The sequence below is a fragment of the Pectobacterium sp. A5351 genome, from assembly GCF_028335745.1.
Lineage (GTDB): Bacteria > Pseudomonadota > Gammaproteobacteria > Enterobacterales > Enterobacteriaceae > Pectobacterium.
This window is the reverse complement of record NZ_CP116477.1, coordinates 870,780-895,542: the sequence shown is the minus strand read 5'-3', so window position 1 is coordinate 895,542 and position 24,763 is coordinate 870,780. Positions and strand designations below refer to the sequence as shown.

Genomic DNA, 24,763 nt, shown 5'->3' with positions numbered 1-24,763 from the left:
TCATACCTCGTGGCTAAGATTGTTCTGAGCTTTTAATAAAAAACCTCTGGTTCTTTGGGTTATTAGATCATCCAAATTTTTCATTGCTAATGTTTCTGTAATAGAATTCATTGTATTATTTTTTAATATATCAGTAGCAGGATGAATTGTAACCATATCTGATTCAAGATAATTCCTGCGCGCATTGAGAATTTCATGAGAGACAAGAATACTATGCACAACTTTATCCAATGGCCTTCTTTTCCCAAGCAGAGCAGACATTGAATAATTTTCAGGCTTAACGATTTCCTGATAATTAAATTGCTCGTGGCACCGCTCATCAATAAATAACAAATGGTGCGTCAATTCATGCAACAAAAATTCTGCGACATCATGATATGTCAAGTCACCATGACCACTAATCCAGATACTGCCTATTGCGGTTGAAGAAGAACCACCAAATGATGCAGTATTAAATTCATTAGTAGATTTCCTGAAAAAAATTGTGTGAATAACCAGATCAAAGATTAACTTAACATCAGCATTGCTACTGGATAGTTGATTGTACCCATTTATAATGAGTTCAGAAAGTTCTCTGTATCTCTCAACACTATGCTTATCGCCTATCATTTTTAATTGATTTAGATCATCAAGCTTGCTTGGTTGATAGGCATTTTTTAGCGCATTTATTTTTTCATCATCGACAACAATGATGTTCTCGCTCACGTTAACAGGTTGATAAGGCTGATGCTTCTGAATAAATTTCAAATAGAATGGTTTAAGCTCATGAGTATTTTTAACTGATTTATCCCCAAGGAATGGCTGGGATAAAAGATAGACATTTTTAACTAACTCTTGCTTACCAAGGATACTTAACATATAGGCTCCAATAAATAAAAGCACCCAAACATTGGACTGCACCCCAAAAGTTGGACACCCAACTGAGTAAGGTGCAGTTTTTTATGGCAAAGCCAAAATATTCCCTCGAAACCAGATTAGCTGTAGTTAATCACTACCTCGCCGGAAAAGATGGAACACATCGTACAGCTGAACGCTTTGGTGTTGAGAGAACATCAGTGCGACGCTGGGTAAGAGCCTGGCAACTCCATGGTATTGATGGCATTACCTGGAAAAATGACCGCCATTCTCCGGCGTTCCGGATGACTGTTGTCCAGACTGTTCTCAATGAAGAACTTTCGATGCGTGAAGCTGCCGCACGGTTTAATATCTCAACTGAAACCGTTGTCCGGCACTGGGTGAATGTATACAAAGACGCAGGTGAGAAAGGACTTCTGAGCATAAAACCAGGCCGGAGCAAGGACATGACAAAACCCAAAAAAACACCTCCACTTACCGATGCTGCACTGGAAAAGTTATCTCCCGAAGAACTGCGGGCTGAACTTCGTTACCTGCGCGCAGAGAATGCCTATCTAAAAAAGCTGAAGGCCTTAGTTCAAAGCGAGAAAAGCGGCAGAAAGCCGGAATAATCAGTGAGCTAAGGCTGGAGTATGCGCTCGGTGATCTTCTGCGTGCAGCGGGTATGTCCCGTAGTACGTGGTATCACAATATGAATGCGCTGAAGCGAGTGGACAGGCATGCCGGGCTGAAAGATAAAATCAGAGAGATTTACCACTATCACAAAGGGCGTTATGGCTACCGCAGGATCACACTCTCACTGAGAAAACAGGGGTTGTTGGTAAACCATAAAACTGTGCAGAGACTGATGGCGGAGCTGTCACTCCGCTCTCTGATAAGGGTGAAGAAATATCGTGCCTGGAAAGGGGAAATGGGCAAGGCTGCGCCCAATATCCTGAGCCGGAACTTCAGTGCATCGAAAGCCAACGAAAAATGGGTCACGGATGTTACAGAGTTCTCGGTGCAGGGTAAAAAGCTGTACCTGTCGCCGGTTCTCGATCTGTTTAACCGGGAGATTATCTCCTACAGCCTGTCGGAAAGGCCGGTGATGGAGATGGTTAATACGATGCTGCACGATGCGTTCTCAGCGCTCGGACCGGAGGATACACCGCTGCTGCACACGGATCAGGGCTGGCAATACCGAATGGCAGGCTATCAGGCAAAGTTAAAGGCACAGGGTATGACGCAAAGCATGTCACGCAAGGGAAACTGCCTGGATAACGCGGTGATGGAGAACTTCTTCGGCACACTGAAATCGGAGTGTTTTTACCTGAACAGGTTCAGCGATCTGAATGAACTGAGGAAGGCGATAGAGGACTATATCCATTACTATAACAACGAGCGGATCAGCCTGAAATTAAAAGGCCTGAGTCCGGTAGAATACCGAACCCGGGCCCTGATAGCCGCTTAACATGAACTGTCCAACTTTATGGGGTCAGTCCACATCGGGTGCTTATTGTTTACGCATCAAAAGCAAGCATGTTCATTGGCCCAAGAATGGATACTTCTTCACTTTCCATCTTGTTAACTTGATTTTCCGTTGCTTCAATTTCCATTTCCTTCACTGAATTAATCAGATCTTGAATATCCATAGTGTATTACCTCATATATGAAATTTAATACCCATGCAAAATCACTGGGAATTTCGAAACTACAAAAAAAGACCACAAAAGTAAACAAAAAAAATACAATTAACGTCAAATTACATAACAAATAAATATAATAATTATGGTTGAAAAAATACCATTAAAATAATATCAAACGATATTATTTTAATGGGACCGTGACATAAACCGTCGCCTGTAAGTATTCCCACAACGCAAGTGCCAGCCAGCTCCCAACCCACTTAAACATCTGCGCTGCCCCATCCTTCGGCTTCATCTGTTTTGCCTGATGCAGCCAACTGATAAACCCGCTGTCTAGAAAGAGCCATTGATAGGTTTGGTGAACCATGCCGCTTATGAGAGTAACCGGTTCAGACATCAATAAGCTATGGGTAAACCCTTCAGCCAGATAACCACTCTCCGTCAACATCACCTGGCGGCTGTGTTCTGCGCCTTCATTGGTCCAAAAAAACAGCATGCCGATATATTCAATAAGCAGACTGACCAGCAAAGAAACCAGCAGGATGCCAATCACTTTCAGTGGCCAAACCCATAATAGCGTTTGAAACAAACCCGGCTTTTTAGGGGGTTCCTGACGCTGTGGTGATGACTGGGGCTGCTCTGCCATTACGCCACCTCATCTTTTGGCTCAAAGGCAGATCCAGTGAGGCTGTCAGAAGGCAATGTACTCCCCGTCCACCAGGTTTCACCGGTACGGTAATTCTGCTGCATGTACTCAGCAATGCGGCTGATACTCTCCGGCATAAACGGGTCATTTGCGCTATCAGGTAATGGCATGCGGATTTTCCACAACCGTCCCCCCTCAAGCAATGCAAACGCCGGCCCTTTCGGCAGGTTGATAATGTCAGCGGGGGTAATCATTGGCATCCTGACATTACTGACGCGATCCTGAACGTTACTGGTAAAATCAGAACCCTGGTCAGGATTAGTAATATCTGTTACACCAGAAACCAGCGTCTTGGTATAGACATCTACTTCAGGAAGCTGGCTGGTCAGCAGCTCTGCTGTACTGTTTTCTCTGACCCGTAGCATGATTAACGAGTTGAAGTTACCAATCACCTGATTGGCCTTAGCACTGCTGCCAATCCTGGCTTCAATATCCGACAAGGTCTGAGTGTAGGCCGTAACCTGAATCCCCGCGCCGCCGCCTTTGTTAATGAGCGGGATAAACTCCTCACCCATCAGTTCGTTAAACTCATCGCAGTGGAGGTTAATGGGGATTCTTTTCTGTGGCGCTTCACCGCCGATACCAAACTTGTAGATGTACCCGCCACAGACACAAGATCGGCAAACATACTATTGCCTACCGCTGAGGCGACCTCCGCATCCGACAGCGCATCGAGTCCGACATACACAATCCCTCTTTTTCGAATGACTTCCTGCCAGTCAAAGATGGGACGAGGATCATCCATATCGGTATAATCAGGTGCCAACAACGCCGCTGTTTTTCCCGTCGTCAGTTTTTCCAGCAAGGGCAATAACGAGGCCACAATTTTATCAAAATAGCTCCGGTCATAACGTACAGCTGACCGCAACCCATCCAGAACCGGATCCCATATTTTTTTACCTTCATCACTGCCAAGAACGGTCTCGATGGCCCACACTTTCATCGCGTTCGCTTGCCCCTGCATATTTCGGGGAAGATCCCGCTCATTAAGCATGCCTGAGCTAAGTAAATTCTCTACCGTGACCCACAGTTGTGGAGCTTGAGTGCTTAACAGGTTTTCGACATAGGTTTCGTAAAGGTCACCAATATTGGTGACGTAACGGAGTATCAGGCTGTAATCAGGCCGTTGGCCCAGGGCAACCAGCGCCCGTGTAATGATATTGACGAACCGCCAGGCAAACTCCTTAAAAGCGGCCGAATTACCTTCACTTGAAAGCTGCCCCGCAACACGCGAAGCCACTTCAGAGATACGGCTAAAACGCCCGATCGCGTTATAACGTGCGCTGATATCTGGCCAACCACGATGGAAAACATGAAACTCACTTTCCCTTCCAGCTCTCCGCGCTTCCGCCCACATCCGTTTCAGCAGGTCAGCATCTCCTTTGGGGTCAAATACGATGGTGACATCGCCACGCCGGATATCCTGCGTGATCAATAATTCTGCTATGGTGAGCGATGTCGATAATATGCGCGCCGTGAATACGCATCTGCTTTATCATGAGAAGGTCCCCTCTGCTTAACATGCGGCTTCTCCGTCTGGTGTAGGAACCTTAAGAGAAGCCCATGTTGGGTGGAGTGGACAAAATTTATGGTGATTTGCGGTCTTATATCAGTGTTGCTGACACCATCTGTCGCCAAATGGATTTTGGTGCCAAAGCCGCCGCGAGAGCGACCCAACCCATGATCGTCGAGTTCATCGGGATGTTTTTTTTCGCGCCTGCTGCCGCTTTCAGGGCTCGAATGTTACTGCCATCAAGCGCGATGACATCCCAGTCAACCAGCGATTTTTCATCCAGAATTTGAAGTAATTTATTGAAAAGTTTGTTCATTATTCCGGCTTTTGACCACCGGTTAAAACGATTGTAAATCGTTTTCCAGTTACCATAGCGTTCGGGTAAATCTCGCCATGGAGCACCAGAACAAAGAACCCAAAATATGCCATTCATGATATGTCTGTGTGCAAGGTAAGGTCGCCCACCTTTGGAAGAACCTCTTTCAGGTGGCAGCATGGGGGAGAGCAGAAACCATGCATCATCAGGGAAATCGTAACGAGCCAAATTGAAGGACTTTTTGTAGTTAAACCATGCGGCATATTGTACAAAAAAGAGTTACGGGACACACCCTGGTCGATTATCACCCATCATTTACTGGCTCGAACTCAACAACGCTGGATGTACGTCTTCTACATCGTGCCCGATCCACAGAAAAAACGGGCTATCGAACTGCTATTCAATAGCATCAAACACGTCATCGTGAATCATCAACGTATCCCGCTGGAAGCGAAGCACCACCATGTTTTTCGGGTTTATACGGTTGAGGAGCTTAAACGGTTCGATTTGAATTTTGGCTAATTGCTGAACAATCATGTGAAGTATATACTCACAATATGCACAAGAGAGGAGCACCATAATGAAACACCGCATCAGCGTTACCGTGGACAAAGACAATTATCAGGTTCTGAGTACTGCCGGAGTCAATATTTCCGGGCTGGTGAATGATGCCATTGGCAAAGAAGCTCGCCGCATCAAGGTAGAGGAGTGGAAGAAGGAAAGCCGCGAAGGGATGGAAGAAGTCGCCCGATTTATCGCGCAGCATGGCTCCTTTGCAGATGAAAACAGGAACTGGTGATCATGCAATTCATTGTTTATCAATACAAACGAGCCAGTCACTACAAAATGTTTGTTGATGTACAAAGTGATATTGTCGAGACACCGAAGCGGCGCATGGTCATCCCGTTTATTGAATCACATCACCTGTCTGAGAAAGTGAATAAAACGCTGTTCCCGCTGATTCGCATCAATGACGAAGATTATCGGCTGATGACGACTGAACTATCGAGCGTTCCCGTTGAAGTTATGGGTGAAGTGATTGCGGATCTCAGCGACTGCGCGAATGAGATCAAGGATGCTATCAATCTTATGTTTTGGGGCATTTAAGAGGGATTTACTGTATTCACATTGAGCGATCCATAGCAGCATATGCTGCATGGGTATGCTGAAAATTTCTAAGCGTGAATGGCCCAGCTTAACGGGATATTTACACCGCAGTGACGAACCTTCACAACAATACAGCCAAGATAAACAATGAGATAAAGTGAGTCTAACGGGCGATTCTGCTACCTGTCCTTTAACGGCATCGGTGACTGTAGATATCAGCGTGGGCGAAACATCGGCATCGTACATTTCTTTAAACGTGGTGACAATCTCCCGCGTGGTCATAACGTTGGCGTAGAGAGACAAAATCTGGCTGTCCATCTGGGTGATGCGTGTCTGATTTTTCTTTATCAGTTGCGGCTCGAAGGTGTTTTCTCGGTCACGAGGCGTGCTCAGTTCAATCTCACCGTCGTCACATAGCACGGTTTTAGACGAGTAACCGTTTCGGGTATTCTAGCCTGACTTAGGGCATTTTTCTCATGACCGAGATAGTCAGTGAGTTCGGCATTGAGCGCCGTTTCGGCGGTAAGCGTTGTCAGCATACGAGAAAACTGGTGGAGGTCAGCTTCAGTTTTGAGACCTTTAGTATGACACCAGCTACTTTAGGGTGGGGTGTCCATCACATCACTACAGTCTTGTTCAGCAGATTATCAGGCCATGGCTAGAGAGCCCATAATCTCCGTGGCAGTATGAGTGCAAAGGGATGCTGTTACGATAATGCCTGCGCGGAGAGTTTTTTCCACTCGCGAAAGTGGAATGTATCCACGGAGAGCACTTTGCCAGCAGGGAAATACTGCGAACAGCGGTGTGTAATGATATCGAGTACGATGACAATCGCTGGCACCGACACAGTGTGTGGCGGGCTCAGCCCAGAACAATCTGAAAACCAGAACCTCGCTTAGGGCTGTGCCCACATTATATGGGAAGGACCAAAACATGGGGTTTATCAATGATCTGATGGTGGGTTTCCCCACCATTTTTTATTTCAAAACTTCGATAACTTACCGCGAATTATTCACGAAACAGCTCTTCAATGCTTAACCCCTGAACCTGCAAAATTTCCCGCAGGCGGCGTAAACCTTCAACCTGAATCTGACGAACACGTTCACGCGTTAAGCCAATTTCACGACCAACATCTTCCAGCGTAGCCGCTTCATACCCTAGCAGGCCGAAACGACGCGCTAACACCTCACGCTGTTTGGCGTTAAGCTCAAACAGCCATTTAACGATATTCTGTTTCATATCGTTATCCTGAGTGGTGTCCTCAGGTCCGTTGTCTTTTTCGTCTGCCAAAATATCCAGCAGCGCTTTTTCCGAATCGCCGCCCAGCGGGGTATCGACAGAAGTAATACGTTCATTCAGACGCAGCATGCGGTTGACGTCATCAACGGGCTTATCAAGCTGTTCGGCAATTTCTTCCGCACTCGGCTCGTGATCCAGTTTATGAGACAGTTCGCGCGCGGTACGCAGGTAAACGTTAAGTTCTTTGACGATGTGAATCGGCAAGCGGATGGTACGGGTTTGATTCATGATCGCCCGTTCTATCGTCTGTCGAATCCACCAGGTTGCGTAGGTTGAAAAACGGAATCCTCTTTCTGGATCGAATTTTTCAACCGCACGGATCAGACCAAGGTTACCCTCTTCAATCAGATCCAGCAGTGCCAGGCCACGATTGTTGTAACGGCGGGCAATTTTCACCACCAACCGCAGGTTACTCTCAATCATCCGTCGGCGCGATGGCACATCGCCACGCAGCGCACGCCGGGCAAAATAAACTTCTTCTTCTGCGGTCAAAAGCGGCGAATAGCCGATTTCCCCTAGATAGAGCTGTGTTGCGTCCAGGACACGCTGTGAGACCCCTTGCGATAACAGCTCGTCTTCCGCTGAGTCATTATCATTGGTATCTTCCTCTGCCAGCGCCTTATCGTCAAAAACGTCAAGTCCATTCTCGTCGAAATCGGTATCTTCATGTAACTCGTTAACTTTCAGCGTACTTTGGCTCATAAGTGGCTCCTACCCGTGATCCCTTGGCAGAATACCGAAATACTCTGCCCGATTTATCGCTGCGGTAAAAAACGCAGCGGGTTTACGGATTTCCCCTTGTAACGAATTTCAAAGTGCAAGCGAACTGAGCTGGTGCCCGTACTGCCCATCGTAGCGATTTTTTGTCCTGCCGTGACCTCTTGTTGCTCACGGACTAGCATCGTATCGTTATGGGCATAGGCACTGAGGTAGTCATCATTATGCTTGATGATTATCAGATTTCCGTAACCACGTAGCGCATTGCCCGCGTACACCACACGCCCATTGGCGGTTGCGGTGATCGGTTGCCCACGTGAGCCGGCGATATCAATCCCTTTATTTCCCCCTTCAGAATCGGAGAAACTATCTATGACTTTCCCATCGGTAGGCCAACGCCAACTGCCGACAGCAGCCGTATTGCTGCTGGCAACAGCCGCTGGTGCGGAAACAGGAGCGGTTGTCGTTGCCCCTGCCGTAGGTAACATCTTACCTACATTCTGTTTACCCTGGTTACCAGAATACGCATTAGTTGACTGAGAATCAACCGATGTAGTTTGTATTTGAGCACTTGATGGCGGTGTTGGCACACCACCTCGGGTGGCATCGGTTGTTGCCAGCATGCCACCACCGCTCGTCAAGCCACCGCCCGAAGCGTTGTTGCCAGCTCCGTTGCCTAAATTCAGTGATTGCCCCACATTCAGGCTGTATGGTTCAGGAATATTGTTGCGCTGCGCCAGATCCCGATAATCATTGCCGGTAATCCAGGCAATATAAAACAGGGTATCACCACGTTTAACGGTGTAGGAATTGCCGCCGTTGTAGCTGCCTTTCGGAATATTACCGTAGCTGCGGTTATAAACGATCCGGCCATCGGACGTCGTTGCCACACTTTCACTCGTCGTTGAAATACGCGATGGTGGCGCAGATAACATTCCCCCTCGGCTGCCCGTATTTCCGTCAACGCTGCTGATCGGTGCGGATTTGGAATTATTGTTGGTACATCCAGCCAATCCTAAGACAATCACCGTACAAGCAGCAATGTGACGCAAATTCATCATTCGGCTTCCCATGCGCCTTACTCCCCTATAACTATAACGTTCAAAAAAATAGCGTTCAAAAAAGTGTCGATAACATTCAAGAAATAGTAATACTCAGAACCCAATTTGGACATGTTTGCCTCGCATCTGCTGCCGTTTTACTGGCTGTAGCCCAACTGCCCATTGCGTAGTTACTGCCGGTGCATAGTTACTGCCGTTGCGTCATTGCTGCCGTTGCGTCATTGATTGTAGCGTAAACGATATCCGCTCATGTATTCGTTAATTGGAACGAGAAAGATCGCTACTTCACCATCGCTGGCGCATAAGCAAAACGGGAAAGGCACCACGATGATTAGAGGCTAACAATATCAACAAGTTCGCACTATAAAACAGTTGTGTTGAAATTTTAAAGACTTAACAACAAATGCACACCAACGCCACGGTATCAGGCTAATTCCCCTTTGACCAGAGGAACAAACCGAACAGCTTGAACCGTTTGAATAATAAACTCACCGGCATGGCGCTGTACAACTTGCAGTATTTGCGACTGTTCCCCGACGGGCAACACCATCACACCGCCTTCATCAAGCTGTTCCAGCAGCGCACGGGGAATTTCCGGCGGCGCCGCGGTAACGATAATGGCATCAAACGGCCCGCGCGACGCCCAGCCCTGCCATCCATCGCCATGGCGGGTAGAGACATTATGCAAATCAAGCTGTTTTAAACGACGCTTAGCCTGCCATTGTAGCCCTTTGATGCGCTCCACCGAGCAAACGTGCCGCACCAAATGCGCGAGAATCGCCGTTTGATACCCCGACCCCGTGCCAATTTCCAGCACGCGGGATACTGGCGTCAGGCTGAGCAATTCCGTCATCTTCGCAACCATATAGGGCTGCGAGATAGTCTGACCGGAACCAATAGGCAGAGCGGTGTTTTCATACGCTTTATGTTCAAAAGCCTCATCAACAAAACGCTCTCTGGGTACGGTTTCTATCGCCTTCAGCAGACGTTCGTCCTGAATGCCCTGCTGGCGCAGTTGCGCCAGCAACGTTTCTATACGCTTGTTTACCATTCCCCGCCGACCTCAGTTCTGGTTAACCTCGTCACCAATACAGCAATTTTCCCGCACAAGGGCCAGCCAGCCGCCGCGACCGCACTGTTGCTGGCATTTATTCTCTCAACGATTTTCTGCAAAAAAGCCGCAGCGCATCAGACACCGATATCAGTATCCTGATCTGAATACAGCAATTCACGCACCACGCTGGTAGCAAAACTGCCCGCCGGTAGCCAGAATTTGACTTCCACGGTCGCATCATCCTGCCATTCCCGGTGCATTTGTTGCGGATACAGCAGTATCGCGCGCCGGGACGATTCAACCCGTTCACGCTTGACCAACGACCACAGCGTTTCTTGTCCCGCCAAAGCCTGCTCTTCAAATGCCCGCGCATCATCCTGCGTACCCAGCTCACCATCACCAGGCAGCGGCGCGGTAATCTGGAGTTCGCCAGCATCAAGGCGCGTCTGTAAGGCTTCCAGTTCGTCAGGCTTAGCAACAAACCAACTGCCGCGCCCCGTTAACTGCAATGCATCACCACACAAAACGGTTTTCGCCTGCGCTCCCGCCAGTCTTGCGCTGGCAACCTGATTAAACATCGCACTGCGGCTGGCGGAAAGATAAAAACTACGTTTATTACGCTCTTTTACTCGAATCTCGTTATTCGCCCAAAGACGCGCCTGCTCAAGATTATTTCCGTTGCGTCCGAAACGCTGGCTGCCGAAATAATTAGGAACGCCATTCGCGGCAATCAGCGTCAAGCGCGCATCCACCTCGCCTCGATCGCTGACCTGACGCAGCATCAGAGTAAAATAGTTACCCCGCAGCGTACCGATGCGCAGTTTGCGACGGTGGCGAGCAGATTCCAGTACGTCACAGCCTTCAAGCGCCAATGAGGAGAAATCTGGCGTGTCCTTGCCCGGCATATGCAGACAGAACCACTGTTCGGTGACAGCATGACGATCTTTCAGGCCCGCATAGCTCACGGCACGTAGCGGCAAGTGAGCAAATTTCGCCAGCATTTCGGCCACAAATTGCGTATTGCAGCCGCGCTTGCGCACGCGCAACAGCACATGCTCACCGTCACCGTCTGGCTGAAACCCCAGATCTTCGACAACGACAAAATCCTCCGCAGCGGACTTCAATGAGCCGGTAGCCTGTGGTTCGCCGTGCAACCAAACGAGTTGTTCGCTATTTTCCATCATTATCCTACAAGGTCATGACCGGATGACGCGCAGCCATGGCCTTGTTTCTTATACTGTTAATTGTCTATGATTGATAAGATCTTATTGGTAAGACATTGATTACAAAAAAACGGCTTACCATGCGACGATTTCGCCCGTTCCTTTTTTCACCAGCAAGGCAACGGCTTCGCAGGCAATGCCTTCACCACGCCCAGTAAACCCAAGCTGCTCTGTCGTGGTGGCTTTCACATTGACGTCATCCATATGGCATAGCAAATCTTCTGCCAGATTCACGCGCATTTGCGGAATATGCGGTGCCATTTTCGGTGCCTGCGCAATAATCGTAACGTCCAGATTTCCTAACTGATAGCCTTTTTCGTTGATACGACGCCAGGCTTCACGCAGCAAGCCACGGCTGTCCGCGCCTTTAAACGCCGGATCGGTATCAGGAAACAGCTTGCCAATATCGCCCAGTGCGGCAGCGCCTAGCAGGGCATCCGTCACCGCATGCAGCACCACATCCCCATCGGAATGCGCCAGCAGACCTTGGGTATAAGAAATTCGCACGCCACCGATCACCAGCGGACCTTCTCCACCGAACTTATGGACATCAAAACCGTGACCGATACGCATCGCGCATTCTCCTTATCTATATTTAACGAATAAATTTAGCGAATAAAATGAGGTTACTGCAAACGGGTTAAATAGAATTCGGCTAATGCCAAATCCTCTGGACGAGTGACTTTGATATTATCCGAACGTCCGCTGATAATTTGCGGGCGATAGCCACAATATTCCAACGCGGAGGCTTCATCTGTGACCGCAACGCCATCCTGAAGCGCCCGTTGCAAACACTGTTTCAACAGCGCCGCAGGAAAAAGCTGCGGCGTCAGTGCATGCCATAAATCGTTACGTTCTACCGTGCGATCGATAAATCCATCCGTGCTGCGCTTCATGGTATCACGAACCGGAGCGGCCAAAATTCCACCAACGTCACTCTGTTCGACAATCGCCAGCAAGCGCGTCAGATCCTCCTGATGCAGACACGGACGCGCCGCGTCATGCACCAGCGCCCATGCGTTATCGGCAACGGCGGACAGGCCAGCCAGCACAGAATCGGCACGCTGCAACCCGCCCGTTACGGTGCAAATACGGGGATCGTTGGCAATCGTCAGGGTATGAAAAAATGCGTCATCGGGACTGATGACGACAACGACACGCTGCACGCGTGAATGGCGTAAAAGCGCGTCGATAGTGTGTTCAAGAATAGTTTTATGGCCGGTTGCATCATTACCAATCGTCAGATACTGCTTAGGACGATCGTTTTGCATCCTGCTGCCGTTACCCGCGGCGGGCAAAACGGCAACAATATCAGGCGGGGAAAGGCTCGGTGTCTGCATGCGTCAACGTTGTGTATTGTTGGATGGAGAATTAGTAGGTGAAGTCGTATTCGCGTTACGGTGGTTCGATTCTGGTACCAGACGATAGAAGCTTTCACCGGGTTTGATCATACCCAGTTCATTGCGTGCGCGCTCTTCAATCGCTTCCTGTCCGCCATTGAGATCGTCAATTTCGGCAAACAGTTGTTCGTTACGGTCTTTTAATTTGGCGTTGTTCCCCTGCTGGACAACAACATCATCCTTCACCCGAACATAATCATGAATGCCATTCTTGCCCAGCCACAGTGAGTACTGAAGCCAGCCAAGCAATATCAATAATAACAGCGTAAGCTTTCCCATCCCGCCCCCTGAAAAACCGCCTAATCATCCCATAACTTTTGTTTCGACTCCACTGTGTCCGGCAGTGGAAGGCAAGATTCGCTCTGCCGCGTCCCTAAATGGGGAGATTTCGGGCAAGAAGTCCCACCCAAAGCTCCCTGAAACCTTCTTGTCCTCTATTCATCTTCCACGCACGTTCTGCACTCTCCGCCACTTGTCAGAAAACGCAGACGTCCAGAAATAACGTAGATAACACCGTCCCCCGGAAAACGTCAGTTGAACCATTCATGCTATCTGTGTATTTTTATGCATTCAAAGTGCATAAAAAAAGAAAATGTTACATTTAAACCAGGAGAAAACCATGTTCAAGAAACTGTTATTTGTTGGTGCGCTCTTCGCCACCGCACTCTCTACCAGCGCCTTCGCCGCTGAGCCTACTTACGTTGTCGGATCTGGCGGCACCTATCGCCCCTTCGAGTTTGAAAACGCGCAGAAAGAGCTGGAAGGCTTTGATATTATTAAAGCTATCGCCAAGGCAGAGAATTTTAATATCAAGCTGATCAATACGCCGTGGGAAGGCATCTTCGCGACCCTTAATTCCGGTGACCGTGACATTATCATTTCGGGTATCACGATTACCGACAAACGTAAGCAAATGGTCGATTTCTCCGCGCCTTATTTCCCTGCCGAGCAGTCTATTGTGGTACCTAAAGGCTCAACGATCGACTCGATTGCCGCATTGAAAGATCACAAAGTCGGTGTCGTGAACTCCAGTACCGCCGATATCGTGGTCTCCGACGTATTAGGGAAAAACAGTACATCGATTAAGCGCTTCGATAACACGCCGTTAATGTTACAAGAGCTGTATGAAGATGGCGTGGGTGCAGCGGTTGGGTAACAACGCCATCGCGATTGTGAAAGATTCCTCGCTGGCGTCGGCGATCGGATTGGCCGATCTTGCCTATGCCGCCCGCACGGTATCAGGGGCTTACGCCACGTACTGGGAACCCTACCTGGCGATCTCTATCGTCTACTGGGTTATTACTTTCCTGCTTTCGCTGCTGGTGCGGCACATGGAAACGAGGTTTGGCAAAAGTGATTCACGTTAAAAACCTGCAAAAACAGTTTGGGGATACACACGTCCTGCGCGGTATTTCCTGTGACATCGCGCCTCAGGAAGTGCTCTGCCTGATTGGTCCATCAGGTTCAGGAAAAAGTACCTTTCTGCGCTGTATTAACGCGCTGGAGACACTATCGGCGGGTGAGATTACGGTCAACGGTTTTGCCATTCACGATAAGAAAACCGACATCAATCGCATGCGCGAAAGCGTGGGTATGGTGTTTCAGCGCTTTAATCTGTTCCCACACATGACGGTGTTAGAAAATGTGATTATGGCACCGATGGATGTGAAAAAATTGCCCCGCGCAGAGGCCGTTGAGCGAGCTAAGGCGTTGCTCAGTAAAGTCGGTTTGCTGGATAAAATTGATGCCTGGCCGAACAGCCTGTCTGGAGGTCAACAGCAGCGCGTCGCGATTGCCCGCGCGTTAGCGATGGAACCGGCCATCATGCTGTTTGATGAACCGACCTCCGCGCTGGATCCTGAACTGGTTGGCGAAGTGTTAGCCGTCATGAAAACGCTAGCGAATGAAGGCATGACCATGGTCATCGTGACCCATGAAATGGCCTTTGCCAGAGAAGTAGCGGATAGAGTGATCTTTATCGATCAGGGGATTATTCAGGAACAGGGAACGCCAGAGGCGATATTTACGCATCCCAGTAACCCGCGCACGCAGGCTTTCCTAAGCAAGGTACTGTGAATACGCTATAAACGGTAAAACCGAGGCTGTCAGCCTCTTCTACGCTGACAGCCTTTCTTACCACCCCGTCAGAAAAGAAAATACCAGCCAGAACAGGCAGATCACCGTCAGTCCCGTCGCAAAAAGCGTATAAAAAATATAGCCTCTCAGCAGAAAGCTAAACCCGACGCCAACCAGCACCGAAAACGGCATCAGCGCCAGAAAGAACGGCCAGGTGTAGAGCATGAAGAAAAACGTGGTATTGGAGCCGTATACCAGAAAGGGGATGCTAAAGGCCAACCAATAGAAGGAGAACCCCGTCACCGCTCCCATAAACAGGTAGGAAACGCCGTCATCCTCGTCTTGCGCTGGCCGCGTCTTGCTAATCGTTAACTGCGTGGCATTTTGCATAATCTTTCCCATTCTTCCCCAGCATCACCCAACAGCGCGGTGAAAAAAAGCGGGGGTGTCAGAGCTTGATAATAGCTCTCTTGCCAAGCAGATCTAACAATTGGCCTGTCAAATTTGTTACTAATTGTTCGCCATCCAGATGACTATCGGGCGCGTCCGGCGCTTCATACGCCGAGTCGATCCCGGTGAAATTACGCAGTTCTCCCGCCCGGGCTTTTTTATACAACCCCTTAGGATCGCGCGCTTCACAGGTCGCTAACGGCGTATCGACGAAGACTTCAATGAACTGCCCTTCGCCCAGTAAATCCTGCACCATTTTTCGCTCAGCGCGGTGCGGCGAGATAAACGCGGTCAGGACCACCAGACCGGCATCCACCATCAGTTTGGCGACTTCACCCACGCGGCGAATGTTCTCGCGCCTATCGTCATCGGTGAAGCCCAAATCCCGGCACAGGCCGTGCCGGACGTTGTCGCCATCCAGCAGGTAAGTGCTGACGCCACGAGCGTGTAGCGCCTGCTCCAGCGCTCCCGCCAGCGTGGATTTACCGGAACCTGACAGCCCGGTAAACCAGATAACCACGCCCTGATGACCATGCAACTTCTCGCGCGACTCACGGGTGACATCGTGCGCATGCCAGACGACGTTCTCGTCAGTCGGTTCATCGCGTAAAGACACGTTATTTGCCTCCCAGCAGGTCGCGCGCACCCCAATGCGGGAAGTGACGACGTACCAGCGCATTCAGTTCCAGCTCAAACGCGCTGTACGCGCCCGGCTCCTGATACACCTGCTCGATAGGTTCCCGCACCAGACCCGCGCCTACCGTGACGTTGCTCAGACGATCGATAAAGATCATGCCGCCCGTCACCGCGTTGTGCTGATAGTTGTCCAGCACCAGCGGCTCATCAAAGATCAGCTCAACCGAACCGATGCCATTCAGCGGCAGGTTCTCCGCGACGCGCTGCGTTAGCGTATTAATCTCAACCTGATACTGAATATTCTCGACCCGGGCACGCGTTTTCTTACCACCAATCTTGATGTCATAGCTCTGTCCCGGCACCAGCGGCTGTTCCGCCATCCAGACAACATCCACCAACGCATGCTGCACTGCTTTCAGTGATTCGCTACTATCGACCAGCAGATCGCCACGGCTGATATCCACCTCATCCGCTAACACCAACGTAATCGCTTCACCCGCCTGCGCCTGCGGTAAATCACCGTCAAAGGTCACAATGCGGCTAACGGTAGATTCTACGCCGGACGGCAGCACTTTAACCCGCTGTCCGACGCGGATAATACCGGATGCCAGCGTTCCCGCGTAGCCGCGGAAATCCAGATTCGGGCGGTTGACATATTGCACCGGGAAGCGCATCGGCTGCTCCAGCGTGCGCTGTGCCACATTGACCGTTTCCAGCACATCCAGCAGCGTCGGCCCGGTATACCAGTCCATCGTTATACTCGGCGTCGCGACATTGTCGCCATCCAGTGCGGAAATCGGCACAAAGGTAATGTTCAGATCGGCAGGCAGTTGCTGGGCAAAATCCAGATAATCCTGTTTAAACTGCTCAAATACCGTTTGCTGATAATCCACTAAATCCATTTTGTTCACCGCCACCACCAGATCGCGAATCCCCAGCAGGGTCGCAATAAAGCTGTGACGACGAGTTTGATCCAATACGCCTTTACGTGCGTCAATCAGCAGAATCGCCAGCTCACAGGTTGACGCCCCCGTTGCCATGTTGCGCGTGTACTGCTCGTGTCCCGGCGTATCGGCGATGATAAATTTACGTTTTTCCGTTGAGAAGTAGCGATAAGCCACATCGATCGTGATGCCCTGCTCGCGCTCAGCCTGAAGCCCATCGACCAACAGTGCCAGATCCAGCTTTTCGCCCTGCGTACCAATACGCTTGCTGTCATTGTGCAACGTGCTGAGCTGATCTTCATAAATTTGGCGCGTATCGTGTAGCAAACGGCCTATCAGCGTACTTTTTCCATCGTCGACGCTGCCGCAGGTCAGGAAACGCAGCAGCGTTTTATCCTGCTGTGCGTGCAAATAGGCTTCCACACCACCCTGCTCGGCGATCTGCTGTGCAATCGCATTGTTGATGGCAACAGCATCTTTCTCAGCCGCATTGTCTGCCGCTGTGTCTTTTAACGAAATTTGGCTCATTCGACGATTCCTCAGAAATACCCTTGACGCTTTTTCAGTTCCATTGAACCGGCCTGATCGCGGTCAATTACCCGTCCCTGACGCTCGCTGGTGGTGGAAACCAGCATCTCTTCGATGATTTCCGGCAACGTCTGCGCCTCGGATGCCACCGCGCCCGTCAGCGGCCAGCAGCCCAGCGTACGGAAGCGCACCATACGCTGTTCGATGACTTCCCCCGGTTGCAGGTCGATGCGGTCGTCATCCACCATCAGCAGCATGCCATCGCGCTCCACCACCGGACGCGGGGCGGCCAGGTATAGCGGGACAATATCGATGTTTTCCAGATAGATATATTGCCAAATATCCAGTTCAGTCCAATTGGAGAGCGGGAACACGCGGATGCTCTCACCCTTGTTAATCTGGCCGTTGTAGTTATGCCACAGTTCCGGACGCTGGTTCTTCGGATCCCAGCGGTGGAAGCGATCGCGGAAGGAGTATATACGCTCTTTGGCACGCGACTTCTCTTCATCGCGACGCGCACCGCCAAATGCGGCATCAAAACCGTATTTATCCAACGCCTGCTTCAGCCCTTCGGTTTTCATGATGTCGGTGTGCTTGGCGCTGCCGTGTACGAAAGGGTTAATCCCCAATGCTTCGCCCTGCGGGTTGCGGTGCACCAGCAGTTCACAGCCGTAGGCCTTCGCCGTCCGGTCACGAAATTCGTACATTTCACGAAATTTCCAGCCGGTATCAACGTGCAGCAGCGGGAAAGGCAGCGAACCCGGATAGAACGCCTTGCGCGCCAGATGCAGCATCACCGAAGAGTCTTTGCCGATGGAATACATCATCACCGGGTTACTGAACTCGGCCGCCACTTCGCGGATGATGTGAATGCTTTCGGCCTCAAGCTGCCGTAAATGCGTGAGTCGTTTCTCGTCCATACCCTTTCCTTAAGCCAAGTTTACTACCGCTGGGCGGCTGTCTTGCGGCACCGTCGGCGTTGTCTGACCAAACCAGGCAATCTGATGATGTAAATCCACCACCTCACCAATCACCAGCAGCGCCGGTGTCGGCGCTTGCCGTGCCAAATGTTCTAACTCTTGCAGCGTGCCGATTTGCACCTGCTGATCGTGTCGGGTGCCGCGACTGATGACCGCGACAGGGGTCTGTGATGAGCGGCCATGCGCGATAAGCTGCTGCGCAATTTCTGCCGCCTTCATCGTTCCCATATAAATTGCCAGCGTCTGACGTCCACGCGCCAGCGTTGACCAGTCCAGTTCGTCACCATCCGGGCGACAGTGACCAGTAATAAAAAGCACGCTCTGCGCGTAGTCACGGTGCGTCAACGGGATCCCCGCATACGCCGTCACGCCTGCTGCGGCTGTCACGCCGGGCACCACCTGAAACGTAAGCCCTGCTTGTGCCACCGCTTGCAGTTCTTCGCCACCACGGCCAAAGATGAAGGGATCGCCACCTTTCAGGCGCACGACGCGTTTACCTTCCTGCGCCAGCGTCACCAATAGCTGATTAATCTCATCTTGCGGCAGCGAATGCGCGCTGGCACGTTTCCCAACGCAGATGCGTTCGGCATCGCGGCGCACCAGATCCAGCACCTCGGCACTAACCAGATGGTCATACAGCACTACATCCGCCTGCTGCATCACCTGTAATCCTCGTAGCGTCAGCAAGCCAGCATCACCGGGACCGGCACCAACCAGCGCCACTTCACCGCGTGCCGCCGCTGGCTGCTGTTGTTCCTCTTGCTGAAGCGTAAGCTGCTGTTGCAATTCGTCTTCAGCCTGCGCCAGCTGTCCGGCAGAAACCAGTGCAGCAAAACGCCCGACAAACAGCCGTTCCCAAAAACGACGACGCGCCGACATCGAATGCAACCGGGTTTTAATCCTGTCACGCCAGCTTCCGGCGATATCCGCCATCGTGCCCAGACTGGTCGGCAGTAAGGATTCCAGCTTTTCACGCAGCAGACGCGCCAGCACCGGTGCCTGACCGCCCGAGGAAATGGCGACGACCAGCGGAGAGCGATCGACAATCGAGGGGAAAATAAACGAGCACTTCGGCTGATCGTCCACCACGTTCACCAGCAAATGACGCTGATTGGCCGCCTCAAACACCGCCGCGTTCAGCTCGGCATCATCCGTAGCGGCAATCACCAGAAACACGCCGGATAGCAAATCAGGCGTAAAAGATTGCGCCAGCCATTCAACCTGCCCGGCCTGATGCTGCACAGCCAACGGTTCAGCCAGCGCCTGCGCGACGATTTTTACCTCCGCACCCGCGCGTTGCAGTAGATCGATTTTGCGCGTCGCAACCTCGCCGCCGCCGACAACCAGTACCGGACGCTGACGAAGATCGGCAAATAAAGGGAGATAGTTCACAATCGCCTTAACTAAGCAAAAAAGTAGATAATGCGACTATACGGTGAGGACAGAACACTTATGAAATGCCGAATTGGAATGACAAGTTCCGTAATGGAATAACAATACGTTCACAAGCGTTATTCAGGCGATAAAAAACCGGGCGGTGCCCGGTTTCTGTTTACCCTTCGTGCAGCCCGCACTCGCGTTTCAGGCCGAAGAAGCGGGTTTCTTCTTCGCTCATGCCCGGTTCCCATTTGCGGGTGGTGTGCGTATCACCAACAGACAGATAGCCCTGATCCCACAGCGGGTGGTAGCTCAGGCCATTTTCTTTCAGATATTGATACACCGTGCGGTTATCCCAATCGATAATCGGCAGGAATTTGAAGACGCCACGCTGAATCGCCAGCACCGGTAATTCACCCCGACTGCCGGACTGCTCACGGCGCAGGCCAGCAAACCACGTTTTCGCCTTTAACTCGCTCAGCGCCCGATTCATCGGCTCGACTTTATTCAGGAGGTTGTAGCGCTCAATGCCTCCCACGCCCTGTTCCCACAGCTTACCGTAGCGCGCCTCTTGCCAGGCCGGAGATTCAGCAGCGCGATAGACTTGCAGATTCAGCTTCAGCTGTTCCGTCAGCGCATCAATAAACTGATAGGTTTCAGGAAATAGGTAGCCCGTGTCAGTGAGAATGACCGGAATATCCGGCCGCTGCTGCGTCACCAGATGCAGCGATACCGCAGCCTGAGTGCCGAAGCTGGACGACAACACATAGTCACCCGGCAGATTCTCCAGCGCCCAGCTCACTCTTTCCTGCGCCGATAGCTGTTCAAGCTGACCATTCACGACAGCCAGCGCTGCCGCCTGCTCCGCTTTCGGTAACGCGTTGAGCGCCTCAAGGTTAAATTCGGCCATCAGGCTCTCCTGTCAGTCATAAAAATCGCGGGCGGGATCCAGCACCGGTTTAATGATATTGGTGCGAATGGTGAAATCACCGAAGCCTTCATTCGGCTGGCGATCCTGCGCCCACAGCCCGATAAGCCGATCGATTTCTGCCAGGATCTCGGTTTCATTAATGTTCTCGCGATACATGCGGGGAATGCGTGTTCCCTCGCGATTCCCACCGAGGTGCAGGTTATAACGTCCTACCGCTTTACCCACCAGACCGATTTCCGCCAGCATTGCGCGGCCACAGCCGTTCGGGCAACCCGTGACACGCAGCACAATGTGTTCATCTCCCACGCCGTGCTGCTGCATGATGTCTTCCACTTTTGTGACAAACTCCGGCAGGAAACGCTCGGCTTCCGCCATCGCCAGCGGACAGGTTGGGAACGACACACAGGCCATTGAGTTCTTGCGCTGCTCGCTGACGCCGTCATCAATCAAACCGTGTTCACGCGCCAGTGCATCGATCTTCGCTTTGCTCCGTGCAGGAACGCCCGCGATGATCAAATTCTGGTTTGCCGTTAAGCGGAAATCCCCTTTGTGGATCTTAGCGATTTCCGCCAGACCCGTTTTCAGCGGACGACCCGGATAATCCAGAATACGGCCATTTTCGATAAACAGCGTCAGATGCCATTTATTGTCGATGCCTTTTACCCAACCGATACGATCGCCACGTCCGGTGAATTCATACGGACGCACCGCTTCAAATTTCACACCGGCACGCGCTTCCACTTCCTGCTTGAAGTTGTCTACACCCACACGCTCCAGCGTGTATTTGGTTTTCGCATTTTTACGGTTAGTACGGTTGCCCCAATCGCGCTGCGTCGTCACCACCGCTTCCGCGATGGTCAGCGTATGTTCGATGGAAATGTAGCCCAGCTCGCTGGCGGTACGCGGGTAAGTTTCTTTATCACCGTGCGCGATAGACAGCCCACCGCCCACCAGCACGTTGAAGCCCACCAGACGGCCATTATCGGCAATCGCGACAAAATTGAGATCGTTCGCATGCAGGTCCACATCGTTCTGCGGCGGAACCACGACCGTGGTTTTGAACTTACGTGGCAGATACGTCGACCCCAGAATCGGTTCTTCATCCGTCGTTGCGACCTTTTCCTGATCCATCCAGATCTCGGCATAGGCACGCGTCCGCGGCAGCAGATGTTCAGAGATCTTTTTCGCCCACTCATACGCCTGCTGATGCAGTTCGGACTCGATCGGGTTAGACGTACACAGCACGTTACGGTTCATGTCGTTTGCCGTCGCCAGCGCATCCAGACCAATGCTATTCAGCATCTGGTGTACCGGCTTCACGTTCGATTTGAGAATACCGTGATACTGGAACGTCTGGCGGTTGGTGATACGAATGCTGCCATATATCGTGCTTTCGCCAGCAAATTTATCGATCCGCAACCACTGCTCCGGCGTCATCACGCCACCGGGCAGACGGCAGCGCAGCAGCATGGCATGGCGCGGTTCCAGTTTCTGCTCGGCACGCTCGGCGCGAATATCACGGTCATCCTGCTGATACATACCGTGGAAACGGATCAGCAGAAAATTGTCGCCTTTGAAACCGCCGGTCAGACCATCGTTCAGGTCTTCAGCAATTGTGCCGCGCAGGAAGTTACTTTCAGTCTTCATGCGCTCAGCATCAGTGAGTTTCCCTTCTACCACCAAGGGACCAGGGTGTTTTTCACTGAAAACGTATTTTTCGCTCATTAGTACACATCTCGCTGATAACGGCGCTCAAGGCGCAGATCGCTTAAAAACTCATCGGCTTGTTCACTGTCCATGCCGCCATGCTCAACTATCACATCCAACAGCGCCTGCTCGACGTCTTTCGCCATACGGTTGGCATCACCACACACATACAGGTGTGCACCGTCCTGAATCCAGCGCCAGACTTCTGCGCCTTTTTCGCGCAGTTTGTCCTGTACATAGACCTTATGCGCCTGATCGCGCGACCAGGCCAGATCGATGTTCGTCAGCAACCCATCTTTAACGTAGCGCTGCCATTCAACCTGATACAGGAAGTCTTCCGTGAAGTGTGGATTACCAAAGAATAGCCAGTTTTTCCCTTCGGCCCCTTCGGCATCGCGCTGCTGCATAAACGCGCGGAACGGCGCAATTCCGGTGCCCGGCCCAATCATGATGACCGGCGTGTCAGAATTGGCAGGCAGACGGAAGTTATCGTTATGTTCGATGAACACGCGGATTTCATCGTCTTCGCTCAGCCTGTCGGCCAGATAGCTGGATGCGCCACCCGCGCGCGCGCGCCCTTCGTAGTCGTAGCGCACCACTCCAACGGTGATGTGTACTTCGCTTTCGACTTCCGCCTGCGACGAGGCAATGGAATAAAGACGCGGCGTCAGCGGACGCAGCAGACCCAGCAGTTGATCCGCCGTCAGCTCAGTCGGTGCCTGTCGCACCATATCCACCAGCGGCGTACGCTGTGCAAACTGTTGCAGCGCAGGTTTATCGGCTATCAGCGACAGCAGTGTTTCATTGCGCGACAGTGCCGCATATTTCTCGACGATCGGCGCCGTGTTCTGCGTCAGCTCGAAGTGGCTTTTCAGCGCCTGCGATAATGGCAGCGTCTTGCCGTCAACGCTGACAGACTCATCACCTTTCAGCCACAGCAACTCCAGTAGTTCCTGCACCAACGCGGGATCGTTATCAAACCACACGCCCAGCGCGTCACCTGGCTGATAACGCAAACCGGAATCCCCGAGATCGATCTCAATATGGCGCACATCTTTTTCGGAGTTACGTCCGGTGACTTTCTGATTCACCGCAAACGTGGAATGCAGCGGGGACGCTTTGCTGTATGGGCTGCTGGTAATTTCATCCAGTGCCCCTTGGGAAGCGAGCTGTGCTACCGCCGTTCCCTGCACCGGCACACGCGCCTGCAAAATATCAACTAACTGACGGCGCCATTGCTCGGCCAGCGCCTGATAATCGACATCGGCATCAACGCGATCAAGCAGACGTTCAGCGCCTAACTCAGCCAGACGGCTATCGAAATCCTTACCCGCCTTGCTGAAGAATTCATAAGAAGTATCACCCAGACCAAACACGGCAAATGCCGTGTCTTTCAGCGCCGGCGCTTTTTTGGACAGCAGGAACTTATGCAGTGCGACCGCCTCTTCCGGTGGCTCTCCTTCCCCCTGCGTCGAGGCGACGATCAGCAGCAGTTTTTCCTGCCCGATTTGCTTGAACTTGTAATCACCGGCATTGACCAGATTGACGGACAGCTTGGCTGCCAGCAGATCGTCACGCAGCTGCTCCGCAACCCGACGCGCATTGCCGGTCTGTGAAGCGGAGATCAGTGTGATCGTTTGTACTGGCACCGTGACTGCGGTGGCGGTCGTTGCCGTGGCAGTTATCGCCCCCGGCTGCACATTCCCAGGCTGCTGAACCAGCCCCCAGAAATAGCCGGATAGCCAGGCCAGCTGCGTCGATGAGAAATCACCGGTTGCCGCCTGTAAACGCGTTAATTGCTCCGCACTCAGCGGAAGCAATGAAGTGGGGGAAACCGGAGTAGTCATTGTGATGTCTGTTTCCTTGTGCCTGTGCTGTTAGCCAACGACGCTAATACAAAAACATGCAATAAAAAGATGGATGGAGGATAAGGGTAACGATCTGCATCTTAACAATTAAAGAAATGATGGAAATATTAAATAACCAAAATGACTAAATGGTTTTTCTGATAATCCTTATTGCTTAAAGTGTTATGCCTGACGACGCGCGCGTTACATGGCGATATCAGTAAGAATGCATTCGAGAAAGAGGGGCTTATGCGCAGCCCATATAAACCAGTCCTTCATACGTAAATACAAAGAGCATCGCGGATTTTGCCGTTATCCGGCGTAAAAAATTATGCTGAGGAGATAGCAGGCTTAGGATGAGCCGCATGGACGCGGCGAGAGCTTGCGCCACGTCGGACAAAAACGTCAGAG

The 24,763-nt window shown here is 51.4% G+C and carries 21 protein-coding genes and 8 pseudogenes; 8 read left to right on the top strand and 21 right to left on the bottom strand.

Annotation, left to right across the window (positions count from 1 at the left end; translation table 11 throughout):
- Entirely contained in the window at positions 1-858 is an 858-nt protein-coding gene (locus O1Q74_RS04280) for an aKG-HExxH-type peptide beta-hydroxylase (RefSeq protein ID WP_271876330.1), read from the bottom strand.
- Positions 859-941: 83 nt separating this feature from the next.
- On the opposite strand from O1Q74_RS04280, the gene O1Q74_RS04275 reads away from it, so the two are divergent.
- A protein-coding gene (locus O1Q74_RS04275) for an IS3 family transposase (RefSeq protein ID WP_271873361.1) occupies positions 942-2,305 on the top strand; the annotation gives its coding sequence in 2 pieces (ribosomal slippage) (positions 942-1,419 and positions 1,419-2,305; 1,365 coding nt in all).
- 49 nt (positions 2,306-2,354) lie between these two features.
- Here the strand turns inward: O1Q74_RS04275 and O1Q74_RS04270 are convergent.
- The 4 genes and pseudogenes from O1Q74_RS04270 to O1Q74_RS04255 all read right to left on the bottom strand — a co-directional run.
- Positions 2,355-2,486: a hypothetical protein gene (locus O1Q74_RS04270; protein WP_258305550.1), complete on the bottom strand. Its 132-nt coding sequence runs from the start codon at positions 2,484-2,486 to the stop codon at positions 2,355-2,357.
- A 187-nt stretch (positions 2,487-2,673) separates the two neighbouring features.
- Positions 2,674-3,126, bottom strand: a pseudogene (locus O1Q74_RS04265) (DUF4400 domain-containing protein); the annotation flags it as partial.
- Positions 3,126-4,630: pseudogene (traD, locus tag O1Q74_RS04260) on the bottom strand (type IV conjugative transfer system coupling protein TraD); the annotation flags it as partial. The pseudogenes traD and O1Q74_RS04265, both read right to left, overlap by 1 nt.
- A gap of 179 nt (positions 4,631-4,809) precedes the next feature.
- A pseudogene (locus O1Q74_RS04255) lies at positions 4,810-5,243 on the bottom strand (IS5 family transposase); the annotation flags it as partial.
- Between the two features lie 69 nt (positions 5,244-5,312).
- On the opposite strand from O1Q74_RS04255, the pseudogene O1Q74_RS04250 reads away from it, so the two are divergent.
- The 3 genes and pseudogenes from O1Q74_RS04250 to ccdB all read left to right on the top strand — a co-directional run.
- Positions 5,313-5,537: pseudogene (locus tag O1Q74_RS04250) on the top strand (MobC family replication-relaxation protein); the annotation flags it as partial.
- Between the two features lie 58 nt (positions 5,538-5,595).
- Complete coding sequence (ccdA, locus tag O1Q74_RS04245) at positions 5,596-5,814, top strand: type II toxin-antitoxin system antitoxin CcdA (protein WP_271876323.1); 219 nt, start codon at positions 5,596-5,598, stop codon at positions 5,812-5,814.
- A 2-nt stretch (positions 5,815-5,816) separates the two neighbouring features.
- A complete protein-coding gene (gene ccdB, locus O1Q74_RS04240; RefSeq protein WP_271876320.1) occupies positions 5,817-6,122 on the top strand; it encodes a type II toxin-antitoxin system toxin CcdB in 306 nt (101 codons plus the stop codon).
- A gap of 104 nt (positions 6,123-6,226) precedes the next feature.
- Here ccdB and O1Q74_RS04235 read toward each other — a convergent pair.
- Positions 6,227-6,703 (bottom strand): annotated as a pseudogene (locus tag O1Q74_RS04235) (transposase); the annotation flags it as partial.
- Between the two features lie 46 nt (positions 6,704-6,749).
- On the opposite strand from O1Q74_RS04235, the pseudogene O1Q74_RS04230 reads away from it, so the two are divergent.
- Positions 6,750-7,021, top strand: a pseudogene (locus tag O1Q74_RS04230) (IS3 family transposase); the annotation flags it as partial.
- Between the two features lie 109 nt (positions 7,022-7,130).
- On the opposite strand, the gene rpoS reads toward O1Q74_RS04230, so the two are convergent.
- The 7 genes from rpoS to ftsB form a co-directional block, all read right to left on the bottom strand.
- The gene (rpoS, locus tag O1Q74_RS04225) at positions 7,131-8,123 is read right to left on the bottom strand and encodes an RNA polymerase sigma factor RpoS (RefSeq protein WP_271876317.1); all 993 of its coding nucleotides are present in this window, start codon (positions 8,121-8,123) and stop codon (positions 7,131-7,133) included.
- 53 nt (positions 8,124-8,176) lie between these two features.
- Positions 8,177-9,199, bottom strand: coding sequence for a murein hydrolase activator NlpD (gene nlpD, locus O1Q74_RS04220; RefSeq protein WP_271876315.1), 1,023 nt, complete (start codon positions 9,197-9,199; stop codon positions 8,177-8,179).
- Positions 9,200-9,623: 424 nt separating this feature from the next.
- The gene (locus O1Q74_RS04215) at positions 9,624-10,250 is read right to left on the bottom strand and encodes a protein-L-isoaspartate(D-aspartate) O-methyltransferase (protein WP_271876313.1); all 627 of its coding nucleotides are present in this window, start codon (positions 10,248-10,250) and stop codon (positions 9,624-9,626) included.
- A gap of 137 nt (positions 10,251-10,387) precedes the next feature.
- A complete protein-coding gene (gene truD / locus O1Q74_RS04210; protein ID WP_271876310.1) occupies positions 10,388-11,434 on the bottom strand; it encodes a tRNA pseudouridine(13) synthase TruD in 1,047 nt (348 codons plus the stop codon).
- 117 nt (positions 11,435-11,551) lie between these two features.
- Complete coding sequence (gene ispF / locus O1Q74_RS04205; RefSeq protein WP_271876308.1) at positions 11,552-12,049, bottom strand: 2-C-methyl-D-erythritol 2,4-cyclodiphosphate synthase; 498 nt, start codon at positions 12,047-12,049, stop codon at positions 11,552-11,554.
- A gap of 53 nt (positions 12,050-12,102) precedes the next feature.
- Entirely contained in the window at positions 12,103-12,816 is a 714-nt protein-coding gene (gene ispD / locus O1Q74_RS04200; protein WP_271876305.1) for a 2-C-methyl-D-erythritol 4-phosphate cytidylyltransferase, read from the bottom strand.
- A gap of 3 nt (positions 12,817-12,819) precedes the next feature.
- Positions 12,820-13,155, bottom strand: coding sequence for a cell division protein FtsB (gene ftsB / locus O1Q74_RS04195; protein WP_271876302.1), 336 nt, complete (start codon positions 13,153-13,155; stop codon positions 12,820-12,822).
- A gap of 340 nt (positions 13,156-13,495) precedes the next feature.
- Here ftsB and O1Q74_RS04190 point away from each other — a divergent pair.
- The 3 genes and pseudogenes from O1Q74_RS04190 to O1Q74_RS04180 form a co-directional block, all read left to right on the top strand.
- Positions 13,496-14,029, top strand: a pseudogene (locus tag O1Q74_RS04190) (transporter substrate-binding domain-containing protein); the annotation flags it as partial.
- A pseudogene (locus O1Q74_RS04185) lies at positions 14,025-14,243 on the top strand (amino acid ABC transporter permease); the annotation flags it as partial. The pseudogenes O1Q74_RS04190 and O1Q74_RS04185, both read left to right, overlap by 5 nt.
- Entirely contained in the window at positions 14,230-14,952 is a 723-nt protein-coding gene (locus tag O1Q74_RS04180) for an amino acid ABC transporter ATP-binding protein (RefSeq protein ID WP_271878733.1), read from the top strand. The pseudogene O1Q74_RS04185 and the gene O1Q74_RS04180, both read left to right, overlap by 14 nt.
- Positions 14,953-15,009: 57 nt before the next feature.
- Here O1Q74_RS04180 and O1Q74_RS04175 read toward each other — a convergent pair whose 3' ends face one another.
- From O1Q74_RS04175 to cysJ, 8 genes are all read right to left on the bottom strand, one after another.
- Positions 15,010-15,342 carry a DUF3561 family protein gene (locus O1Q74_RS04175; RefSeq protein WP_442953118.1) on the bottom strand — a complete coding sequence of 111 codons (333 nt, stop codon included), beginning with the start codon at positions 15,340-15,342 and terminating at the stop codon, positions 15,010-15,012.
- Positions 15,343-15,400: 58 nt separating this feature from the next.
- Positions 15,401-16,081: an adenylyl-sulfate kinase gene (cysC, locus tag O1Q74_RS04170; protein WP_271876297.1), complete on the bottom strand. Its 681-nt coding sequence runs from the start codon at positions 16,079-16,081 to the stop codon at positions 15,401-15,403.
- Positions 16,020-17,447, bottom strand: a complete 1,428-nt coding sequence (cysN, locus tag O1Q74_RS04165) for a sulfate adenylyltransferase subunit CysN (RefSeq protein ID WP_442953136.1) — start codon at positions 17,445-17,447, stop codon at positions 16,020-16,022. The genes cysC and cysN overlap by 62 nt, the downstream gene beginning before the upstream one ends.
- A 74-nt stretch (positions 17,448-17,521) precedes the next feature.
- A complete protein-coding gene (gene cysD, locus O1Q74_RS04160) occupies positions 17,522-18,430 on the bottom strand; it encodes a sulfate adenylyltransferase subunit CysD (protein WP_010299862.1) in 909 nt (302 codons plus the stop codon).
- A 9-nt stretch (positions 18,431-18,439) separates the two neighbouring features.
- Complete coding sequence (cysG, locus tag O1Q74_RS04155; RefSeq protein WP_271876291.1) at positions 18,440-19,882, bottom strand: siroheme synthase CysG; 1,443 nt, start codon at positions 19,880-19,882, stop codon at positions 18,440-18,442.
- Between the two features lie 160 nt (positions 19,883-20,042).
- The gene (locus tag O1Q74_RS04150) at positions 20,043-20,777 is read right to left on the bottom strand and encodes a phosphoadenylyl-sulfate reductase (protein WP_271876288.1); all 735 of its coding nucleotides are present in this window, start codon (positions 20,775-20,777) and stop codon (positions 20,043-20,045) included.
- 12 nt (positions 20,778-20,789) lie between these two features.
- Positions 20,790-22,523, bottom strand: coding sequence for an assimilatory sulfite reductase (NADPH) hemoprotein subunit (gene cysI, locus O1Q74_RS04145; RefSeq protein ID WP_271876285.1), 1,734 nt, complete (start codon positions 22,521-22,523; stop codon positions 20,790-20,792).
- On the bottom strand, positions 22,523-24,352 hold the full coding sequence (gene cysJ, locus O1Q74_RS04140) for an NADPH-dependent assimilatory sulfite reductase flavoprotein subunit (protein WP_271876282.1): 1,830 nt from the start codon (positions 24,350-24,352) through the stop codon (positions 22,523-22,525). The genes cysI and cysJ overlap by 1 nt, the downstream gene beginning before the upstream one ends.
- Positions 24,353-24,763 lie beyond the last annotated feature (411 nt).

What these genes read in the sequence shown, in the direction of transcription:
- cysI (WP_271876285.1), bottom strand. Translation starts at nt 22,523, where the DNA reads ATGAGCGAAAAATACGTTTTCAGTGAAAAACACCCTGGTCCCTTGGTG.
- O1Q74_RS04280 (WP_271876330.1), bottom strand. Translation starts at nt 858, where the DNA reads ATGTTAAGTATCCTTGGTAAGCAAGAGTTAGTTAAAAATGTCTATCTT.
- ccdB (WP_271876320.1), top strand. Translation starts at nt 5,817, where the DNA reads ATGCAATTCATTGTTTATCAATACAAACGAGCCAGTCACTACAAAATG.
- O1Q74_RS04215 (WP_271876313.1), bottom strand. Translation starts at nt 10,250, where the DNA reads ATGGTAAACAAGCGTATAGAAACGTTGCTGGCGCAACTGCGCCAGCAG.
- cysC (WP_271876297.1), bottom strand. Translation starts at nt 16,081, where the DNA reads ATGCGCTGGTACGTCGTCACTTCCCGCATTGGGGTGCGCGCGACCTGC.
- rpoS (WP_271876317.1), bottom strand. Translation starts at nt 8,123, where the DNA reads ATGAGCCAAAGTACGCTGAAAGTTAACGAGTTACATGAAGATACCGAT.
- O1Q74_RS04150 (WP_271876288.1), bottom strand. Translation starts at nt 20,777, where the DNA reads ATGGCCGAATTTAACCTTGAGGCGCTCAACGCGTTACCGAAAGCGGAG.
- nlpD (WP_271876315.1), bottom strand. Translation starts at nt 9,199, where the DNA reads ATGATGAATTTGCGTCACATTGCTGCTTGTACGGTGATTGTCTTAGGA.
- ispF (WP_271876308.1), bottom strand. Translation starts at nt 12,049, where the DNA reads ATGCGTATCGGTCACGGTTTTGATGTCCATAAGTTCGGTGGAGAAGGT.
- ispD (WP_271876305.1), bottom strand. Translation starts at nt 12,816, where the DNA reads ATGCAGACACCGAGCCTTTCCCCGCCTGATATTGTTGCCGTTTTGCCC.
- ftsB (WP_271876302.1), bottom strand. Translation starts at nt 13,155, where the DNA reads ATGGGAAAGCTTACGCTGTTATTATTGATATTGCTTGGCTGGCTTCAG.
- cysD (WP_010299862.1), bottom strand. Translation starts at nt 18,430, where the DNA reads ATGGACGAGAAACGACTCACGCATTTACGGCAGCTTGAGGCCGAAAGC.
- ccdA (WP_271876323.1), top strand. Translation starts at nt 5,596, where the DNA reads ATGAAACACCGCATCAGCGTTACCGTGGACAAAGACAATTATCAGGTT.
- truD (WP_271876310.1), bottom strand. Translation starts at nt 11,434, where the DNA reads ATGGAAAATAGCGAACAACTCGTTTGGTTGCACGGCGAACCACAGGCT.
- O1Q74_RS04175 (WP_442953118.1), bottom strand. Translation starts at nt 15,342, where the DNA reads ATGCAAAATGCCACGCAGTTAACGATTAGCAAGACGCGGCCAGCGCAA.
- O1Q74_RS04270 (WP_258305550.1), bottom strand. Translation starts at nt 2,486, where the DNA reads ATGGATATTCAAGATCTGATTAATTCAGTGAAGGAAATGGAAATTGAA.
- cysJ (WP_271876282.1), bottom strand. Translation starts at nt 24,352, where the DNA reads ATGACTACTCCGGTTTCCCCCACTTCATTGCTTCCGCTGAGTGCGGAG.